This is a genomic window from Methylobacterium crusticola (assembly GCF_003574465.1).
GTDB classification, from domain to species: Bacteria; Pseudomonadota; Alphaproteobacteria; order Rhizobiales; family Beijerinckiaceae; genus Methylobacterium; species Methylobacterium crusticola.
Map to the genome: position 1 here is coordinate 1 of NZ_QOWC01000285.1, position 8,234 is coordinate 8,234.

Sequence of the window (8,234 nt, forward strand, 5' to 3'; positions counted from 1 at the left end):
TGAAGCCGTAGCCCTTGGTGGTGTTGAACCATTTCACCGTACCTGTGCTCATGCGGTCGTCCTTCGCGGTGGCGAGCAGCCTCTGCTGCATCCCTGGGATGAACTCTCGCAGATGGACAGCGTTGCGCCCCGAACCGCGATGGTGGTGAGGGCGTGTGATGCGTCAGGTTCGAGCGCTCGGGGTGGTTCTGGGTGTGATCTGGACGACGCTGACGGCTGCGAACGCCGTGGTACAGACGGTCGTCGCCGACCCGAGCGGAGCGGCGATGATGTCGGCTGGTACTGCTCAAGGCGATGCTGCTGCGACACAGAAGCGTTCCCGCACCTCGGCGTACCGGAGTGGGCCGCGCTAGGGGATGAGGTAATACCAACGGCCTTTAGGTTTGACCGATGTGAGCCCAGTCGCGCCGGCCAATGCTGGTGATGGTAGCGGGTAGCGCGAGGAGCTTGTTCCAGGCGTCGCAGGCGGCCGCGACGATCGCCTCATAGCCGTCAAACACCCGGTTGGAGAGCCAGTTCTGGCGCAGGTACAGCCAGATCGTCTCCACCGGATTGAGCTCAGGCGCCCGTGAGGGCAGGAAGATCAGCGTCAGGTTCTCGGGCACGACGAGCTTGGCGCTCGTGTGCCAGCCGGCGCGGTCAAGCAGCAGCACCGCACGGGCGCCGCGCGCCACCGTGCGGGCGATCTCGTCGAGGTGATGCTGCATGGCCCCAAGATCGGCACGCGGCATGACCAGGGCCGCTCCGGTGCCGCGGGCCGGACAGACCGCGCCGAACAGGTAGGCGCTCTCGTAGCGCTGGTCAGCCGGCTGGCGCGGCCGCGATCCCCGTCGCGCCCAGACCCGCACGAGACCGTTCTTCTGGCCCAAGCGCATCTCGTCCTGAAACCAGATCTCGACGGGTTTGTCAGAGCCGACCCCGGCGAGATGGGCGGTCAGGGTCGCGGCGAAGTTTTTTTGAACTCAGCCACGATCCACTCGTCCTGAGCCGGATGGCGCGGGCGGGGGCTGATGCGGGAGAAGCCGAGCTTGTGCAGGATCTTGCCGATCGTGCGCTCGTGGTAGCGCACGCCAAAGCGCGCTGCGATGACCTCCCGCAAATCCTGCCGCCGCCAGCGCACGACGCCGTGCACGGCCGGATCGGGGCCGGCCTCAACCAAGTGGGCCACGGCGGCCTGTTGCTCAGGCGAGAGGCGGGGCGGGCTGCCCTTGGCCCAGGTGTCGGTGAGCCCGTCAGGGCCGCGCGCGTTGAAGCGGTGGACCCCATCCCGCAGGGTCTGTCGGTCCATGCCACCGATCCGGGCCGCCTGAGCCCGGCTCATCCCCTCCAGCACGGCTGCCAACGCGAGCAAGCGTCGGCTCTGGTTGGCATTCTTCGTGACGGTGGCGCGATGGCGAAGCTCACGCGCCGTGAAGTCCGTCCTGAGTCTCACCGCTGCTGGCATGGCGCGGGTCCTCCCCACGCCAGGGAATCACGTCAGCGCCACCGACGGAAGCGCCATGAGTCACCCCTCAAGGCCGTTGGTATAAGACCCTGGCAACACCTCTTGCCTAGCCGTTCACTGCGCTTCTTAGCGCGCGGTTCAAGGTTGCACCGTATCGTGCCCTTATGACTTCGGGGCTGGGAGGCAGAACCTGAGGCAGCCGGGCAAAGACCCGGAGGGACAGAGACTAGAACGGAGAGAAGGCCTCGCCCGACCGGCAGCACCGGCGGCGAGGCCTTCTTCGTTTCGGGGGAGTGTCCGAAAGAGCTTTGATGCAGGCCCGGCGCCTGCCTTTGCCGGTCGAGCGTGATCAGGGCTGCCGGCTGGGCCCGCATCTCATTGTTGAGTTTATGGCCACGCTTACTCTCTGTCTATCCGCGAAATCGGCCTGGGCGTGCGTGAGGCCGGACGTCAGCACCCGCGGGCCGCGATAGCGGACACTCAATGCAAATCCGGCGGCCCACCCTCGGAGGGGGGCCAGTTTGACGAACCGCTCCGCTCCGGCTCAGATGCCCGTTTAGGCGCTCGGCATCCGGTCGAGTCGCCAAGGAGACCACCGCCGCCGCAGTGAGACCCTGAAAAGCCAACGGCCCCACCCCTGGCAGGGTGAGGCCGTCGAAAACCGAGACGTGAAGTCAGGGCCGTGAAACTTCCCTGACATCACCATAGCTCCCCCACGGGAGTCAACTGAGAACGTCGGTTCTCAGGTCGGTGAGGCTTTGCCTGTGGACCGGAGCGCTTGCCGGCGCCTCCGAACGATCTGCCGCGGCCCGACGAGGGCCGAATGATGAGCTACGCCTACCGCCTACCGCGCGCCGTCGTGGACAGGCTTGAGACCGCCCTGGAGGGCCGGAAGAACGCCCCCGCCGCCCTCGCCCTAGCCGAGTGGCTCGCGCGCTTCTGGAGCGCTCCCAGGCGGCTCCTGTACGCTTTTCCGGTGGACCGCAGGGCCGTTGCCGGCCGCGAGGACCTCGGGCTCACGGAAGCTCGCGTGCGCGGCGCCCTCGCGGTCCTGGAGGAGATTGGCTTCCTGGCCCGCTACGAGCCTGATCCCGGCAAGCGCTACCAGCGGACAGAGGAGGGGCTGCACCGGCGGCCGATCCTGTTCCGGTTCGGAGAGGAGTACGGGGTGGCGTTTGCGAGGGCCAATGCGCGGGCTCAGGCGGCTCGCGGAGCTCCAGCACCCGCTCGCCGGTCCGGTGCACTGCCGACGTCTCCCGGTCCGTCCATGCGCCTCTCTGCGCACTCCAGGGCTATGCCCGCAGCCCAACTCGCCCAAAAGCAAAACCCAGGCGGAAGCCTTCTGATTATGGGTGAGGTCTCTCGGCCCGTGCCAGACAGCCCCCTAGAGGCTGCCCTTGAAAAGCTGCGGAGAGGCGTCGGTGCTTGAAGCGTCGCGACCAGCTACACCGTCGCAAGGGCTGCCGGCACGGCAGGGCGGCTTGAGCCGGAGCGCGATCTCAGATTCGCGCAGAGTGGCAAAGTCGTAGTCAGGTTTCAGCAGGTTTCAGAGAGCGGCGTTTGCGGTGCCTCGGCCGCTTCCTCGGCCGAGGTCAGCGTCCCTCTCAGGACCGACGACCACATCACGGCTGAACCTTGGGGTTGAACCGGCCCTGGAGCGGCTACGCAAGGAGGCGGAGGACAACCTCGAAGGGCAGCCGGCGTCACATCGATGGTGACCACATGCCCAGTCTGGGGGTCGAGGATGCGGACTTGCGCCATCGTCAGAGCCTCAACCACGAGAAGCAGGCAGTCTGTCTCGACCCCGGTAACACCGGCTTAATGCTCGTCACCCGCCGCCAAGTTTCCAGTGGCGCCGATTGAGCCCACCAGCACGCGAGCTCGCCTTACATGCGGTGATGCCGGCGATGGTGGCGCATGTGGTGACGTCGCATCATGCGGTGACGGCCCATGCGATTATGGTCTCCCGCCGTCACTACCGAAGCGGGATTCTTCACAGCAGCTGATGCGGCGTCGGCGAAGGCTACAAAGCCCAGAGCTGCCAAAATAGGTAGGATCAACAATACCTTCTTCATGCGTTCCTCCTCAAGGCGCCGTGTTGGCGAACGGCCCGGCTGCATGTCGAAACAGTCACGCTTTTGAGAGGTTCCGGGATCGTGAACGTTCAGCTGCCGCTCATTGCCTTGTATCCCTGCGCGCGTTGGGGAAGGTCTCCTGGACGCAAGCGGCGGAACAGACCCGCTACGGGGGGCGAGTGGCACCCTCGCAAGATGGGATGGCGTGGCAGAGCTACTTTATCAGCAGCGGGCCGTCGCACATGGATGAGGTTGCAGCTGCTTCTGGTAGTGTTGGCACGGCAGTTGACAGATCGCACTGAAACATCAATGAATAAAATTATTGCTGAGGCCGCTTAGTCTGCAATCGCGTCGGATAGAGTGGAACGCATTCAGTCCTCCGTTTCTGCTTAGTATTTTCTGAACGTATACCATCCCTCTCTTTTGACAATCTCCTATATGTTGATTGGTCAGCATCAAGGTAGTTTCCTGTGACCTTCAAAATTTGTCCTCTAGGACATTTCCCATTGTCCACCAAAACAGACTCACCGTTCCGTATGCCTCCTTGCGGCGGCTCTGTGTGTAGAATACGTTGAGCATAGGCTGTACTTGTAATGCACAGCAAATAAATCAGAAATACTATTCGCACTGTAACCTCGATCATTGATTTCCTACTTGCAGCTATGCCAGCATTGCTGACACTTCCTCAAGCTATTTGTGCAGCGATGGAGATTGGATCAGCACGACAAGCGCGTGTCGTATTCGCATAAAGGGGGGGTTATGGAACCGATTACCGGGTCTCCCGCAAATTCTCGGAAGGTCTCGCGCGGGCCGGAGGGCGCGGCGCAGTCGAGGGCCAGTTGATCGGCCGCCGGCAAGGCCTCGCGGGCTGCCACCTAGTCTGTGCTGACTTGGCCGGCGAAGATCGGCCTGGAGCCCGGCGGACAGCTGCGGGACGAGCCTGTAAGCGCTGTGGGTAGCGCACCCAGCGTGAAACTGTTGCGCTGCACAACCGTTCACCGCGATGATTCAGATCGTGACCATCCTCCCTGCCATCGCCTTCTGCCTCGCGGCCACCCTGGAGGTCACACGCCCACTCTCTGACGCCCAGAGTGTCCTGCCCAGCACCGGCGGACATGAAGAAGCTCGCCGCAGCGAGTAGTCGGGTGGGCAGCTGACGGGTCTGTCGCGATCTTGTCAGCGCGGATCGGTCTGGAGGCTGGCCGAGCGCCCAGGACGCATCGGCCGAGTTGAAGCGCGGCGCGGTGCGAACTGCGGTCCTGCTGGCGCGGCCGGCGTGAACCTGGGCGAGCTGCGGGCCTGGGCAGCTCATGTCCGATCACTTCAACGGCGAGTGGATCCGCTCAATCTGCATCGAGACGCTAGCCGTCAGGAGCCGCTGGCCATGCGCGTCCCGAACGTCGATCGCGATCTCGCGAACCTTACGCGTCGGGAGCCGATCCTTGCCGATCTCAGCAACCGAGAGCGCTGCACAACGCTCGCATGCGCGTGGTCGGGCGGGATGTGCTGTGGCCGGGTCGGAGGCGGTGATGTACGACTCTGTCGCATCAGCACCACTTCAGCGATTGGTAAGTACGACACGGAGGGAGTTTGGAGCCGCTGTTATAGGCGGCTCAGCTTGAGCGGTGGGCGACGAGGTTGAGTGAGGAAAAAAACGACCCCTCAATGCGTAGCAGTTCTATCGCCTGATTGGCTACCTGTTTGCAGATTGATTAGTTTTCTAATCATGCTCGCAACATGAAGACGTATTGCTTCGTCCTGAGGCTGCTCAGCGGGAATAAGTAATGTAACAGTACGTACAGTCAGATTGGCCATCGATCTAATCCTTTCGTCTGAATTAACATGTGTTTACGTAAAAATTAGCCTATCACCATTGGGTGGTAAAGTGAAGTCCATACATTTAGATTACGCGCGGAAGCGAAGTTCCATGATTAACATGTTAATCTTCTAGGTTGGAAAGCGTCGGCACGGCCGCCTCGACGGCATTGAGGAAGCGAATGAACTCACCATGGCGGTGGCGCTGCATGCAGCGACCGAGCACGGTGCCTTCCAAGACGGTAAGGGCCGCGAACAGGGTCGTGGTGCCGTGGCGGGTGTAGTCGTGGGTCTGGGCTGCGGAATGTCCTGGTCCGAGGGGCCGGTTGGGACGCGTGCGCTCCAGGGCCTGGATCTGGCTCTTCTCGTCGATGGAGAGCACGACGGTATGGGCAGGCGGCTCCATGTAGAGGCCAACCACATCCTCAACCTTCTCGACGAAGGCCGGGCCGTGCGAGCGCTTGAAGGTGCGGACCCGAGGCGGTTGCAGGCGGTGTGCCTGCCAGATCCGCTGGACGGAGCGGAGCGTCCCGACCTGCGCGGCGACGGCGCGCCCGGTCCAATGGGTACCTCGTCGGACGGCTCCGAACAGGTCAGCGCGAGCACCTCCGCCACCGTCCGCGTGGGATGAGGCGGGATGCCAGGCGGACGGGTCCTGTCGCGTAGTAGGCCCTCGACGCCCTCCTCACCGTAGCGGTGCTGCCATCGCCAGACTGCAGGCTGCCTGACGCCGGCTCGCCGGGCCACGTCCTGCACGTTCAGGCGCTCGGCCGAGAGCAGAACGATCCGGGCCCGTAGGATGTGCTTGAGGGGGCGGGATTGATCCGCGGCGATCTCGGTCAGTTGTGAATGGGTGGCGTCGTCGAGGAGCACGCAGACGGTCTGAGCCATCACCCAGACGCGCACACATCACGCGCGCCGTGAATCCTCAGTCCGCGTGAGTGCACTAGATCGAGCTAGACGCGGTGAGACAGTGGCGGGAGCTACCAATGTAGGGGTATCGTTCCCCTTGCTCCTATCCTAGGAGCCACAGATTGTGTGCCGTTAAGCGACATTTGGGCCAGCAAACATGAGTAGAAGGTCCCGTTGGCTGCGATGGAGTTGGGAAGCATCTGAGTTACCCAGAATGGATGTCTGGGACGCTCGTCGCTGTGGCGCCTGCGGGGTCTGGGTCGATTGCTTGAGATGCGGGCGTAGCACCTCTACAACACTCGACTACTGGCCAGAGACTATACAAGTGTCCAAGATAGCAGAGCATGTGCGGTGCACGGACTGCGGGAGCCGCAACGTGGAGACTTGGCCAGATTGGAGGGGTACGCGGCCCGAGTACCAAGCATGAGAGTGTCACTGCCGGGTGGTCAAGCTGGACGTGCCGTGGCCGGAGCGGAGGCGGGAACCCGGGGAGCGGCCGAGGGTAGGTCTAGGGCCAGTAGCGGTGCACCCAGTGCCCCATGCTCATCCTGCTCGCCACCATCCTCTTCGCCTGCGTCGTGCTCATTGCCCTCGCTGTCGCGGTCGCAGTCGCGCTCGTAACCTGGGTAGACCCAGGCTGACAGAAGAAGCCCGCCGCGGCGGGGAGCTGGGCGGGCAAGAGGTAGGATAGTTCGCAGCACCTCAACCGGCGACCGCTGGCCCGGTTCCGGATGGAAGCTTCTGGCCTCCCGGCCTACCTTGGGGGCGCGGTCGGGACCACGCCAGCGACACGGAATGAGGCTACCTCGGGTTGGGTGCTGCTGTCGCTGTGGCTGATCAGTACGCGGCCGGCAGTCATAATCTACACTGGTCGGCGTCAAAACGCGCCGTCGACAGGCACAGGAGTGTCATCGGATTGTTCCTACCATGCGGGACGATCGAGACATTCAGAGCATCGTCGTGATCCTGCTCTACGTCGCGGTCCTGACGGCCCTCGTCGTCGGGGTGGCCTTGCTCACCAGCTACGTGAGTAATCGCTACCTCCACCAGAGCAAGGCGGATACCTCATCCGCTATCTTCAGCCGCTAAGCCCCTGAGATCGCTCGGCACGACTACGGGCTCGGATCCTCCACCCACGTTCCAACCCATGAGGCGCAAGGGATCTGGGCTGTCTGCGGGGTAGAAGAGTGCCGGACCGCTGCGACCGTGTCCGGCACACCTCCACGCCCGCGAGAGATCCCGCTTGGCCCCGCCGGTTGCTCGTCCGGAGCGACGGCGCCCGCCGGGACAGATGATGCCGTGGACACCTGTGCATGAAAAAGCACGTTGCCGCTAAAGCTCGCCGCTAGCTCGGATCCTGGTTGGAACCTTAACCCGTACCAATAATTCTAGGGATATGAAAGCCTATGCGGCAGTGATCGTCCTATCCCTGTTCGGCACCGTCCTTGCTGTGGCGACCTACGGCACAGTTAAATCACAGGATAAGGCGAGATTATGGATAAAACCCAATCGAAATTATTCTCCTCAGGCTTGGATAGATCCGCCGCTTCGACAGCCAATTGCGCAAACAGCTACAGATTTTACCGAAGAAAAAACTAACAACGGAGACGCCAAAGTAACTGGCGCGATACCATCACTAAAAATCAGAAATAAATTAGTAAATGTAACATCTTCGCGCGAGCGGAGGATACCTTTCTCGCCCCATTACCACGTGGGCGATAAATCACAGCGGCGTACACGTATTCAAACCGCTCAACGATGGCTTCAGCAGAGAACGCTAACTAATTCCGCTCCAGTGGCCACAGCAAGCGAGCCGGTTCGCCATGAGGTCGAGCCAATCCAATTCAAACTGGCAGGGCGCTCGTAAAGCAGCCTTACCTGTGGTGCTCGACAGCAGGGCTGATCCCAGCCCTAATCTCAAAGCCACTCCCCATTGTCGTCCGCGGATGCCCTCTGCCTGTGATTAGGCGTGGAATAAGGACCCCGTT

Annotated in this window: 7 protein-coding genes and 1 pseudogene; 3 read left to right on the plus strand and 5 right to left on the minus strand. The window is 62.5% G+C overall.

The window, feature by feature from the left end:
* Positions 1–377 precede the first annotated feature (377 nt).
* Positions 378–1,444, minus strand: a protein-coding gene (locus tag DT057_RS33000; RefSeq protein ID WP_128566251.1) for an IS630 family transposase whose coding sequence is annotated in 2 segments (ribosomal slippage) — positions 378–940 and positions 940–1,444 — 1,068 coding nt in all. Because the reading frame shifts where the segments join, the coding sequence is not laid out codon by codon here.
* Between the two features lie 826 nt (positions 1,445–2,270).
* Between DT057_RS33000 and DT057_RS33005 the strand changes: the two genes are divergently transcribed.
* On the plus strand, positions 2,271–2,873 hold the full coding sequence (locus DT057_RS33005; protein ID WP_128566252.1) for a hypothetical protein: 603 nt from the start codon (positions 2,271–2,273) through the stop codon (positions 2,871–2,873).
* A gap of 457 nt (positions 2,874–3,330) precedes the next feature.
* Here DT057_RS33005 and DT057_RS33010 read toward each other — a convergent pair whose 3' ends face one another.
* From DT057_RS33010 to DT057_RS33015, 4 genes and pseudogenes are all read right to left on the minus strand, one after another.
* Positions 3,331–3,519: a hypothetical protein gene (locus DT057_RS33010; protein ID WP_128566253.1), complete on the minus strand. Its 189-nt coding sequence runs from the start codon at positions 3,517–3,519 to the stop codon at positions 3,331–3,333.
* 319 nt (positions 3,520–3,838) lie between these two features.
* Positions 3,839–4,162 carry a DUF6719 family protein gene (locus DT057_RS37625; RefSeq protein WP_368859447.1) on the minus strand — a complete coding sequence of 108 codons (324 nt, stop codon included), beginning with the start codon at positions 4,160–4,162 and terminating at the stop codon, positions 3,839–3,841.
* Between the two features lie 675 nt (positions 4,163–4,837).
* A complete protein-coding gene (locus DT057_RS37630; RefSeq protein ID WP_407068157.1) occupies positions 4,838–5,050 on the minus strand; it encodes a DUF6894 family protein in 213 nt (70 codons plus the stop codon).
* Positions 5,051–5,482: 432 nt separating this feature from the next.
* Positions 5,483–6,225: pseudogene (locus DT057_RS33015) on the minus strand (IS630 family transposase); the annotation flags it as partial.
* A 948-nt stretch (positions 6,226–7,173) separates the two neighbouring features.
* Between DT057_RS33015 and DT057_RS36285 the strand changes: the two are divergent.
* Both DT057_RS36285 and DT057_RS33020 read left to right on the plus strand, forming a co-directional pair.
* Complete coding sequence (locus DT057_RS36285; protein ID WP_203236448.1) at positions 7,174–7,335, plus strand: hypothetical protein; 162 nt, start codon at positions 7,174–7,176, stop codon at positions 7,333–7,335.
* Between the two features lie 307 nt (positions 7,336–7,642).
* Complete coding sequence (locus DT057_RS33020) at positions 7,643–8,113, plus strand: hypothetical protein (RefSeq protein ID WP_128566254.1); 471 nt, start codon at positions 7,643–7,645, stop codon at positions 8,111–8,113.
* Positions 8,114–8,234: the final 121 nt, after the last annotated feature.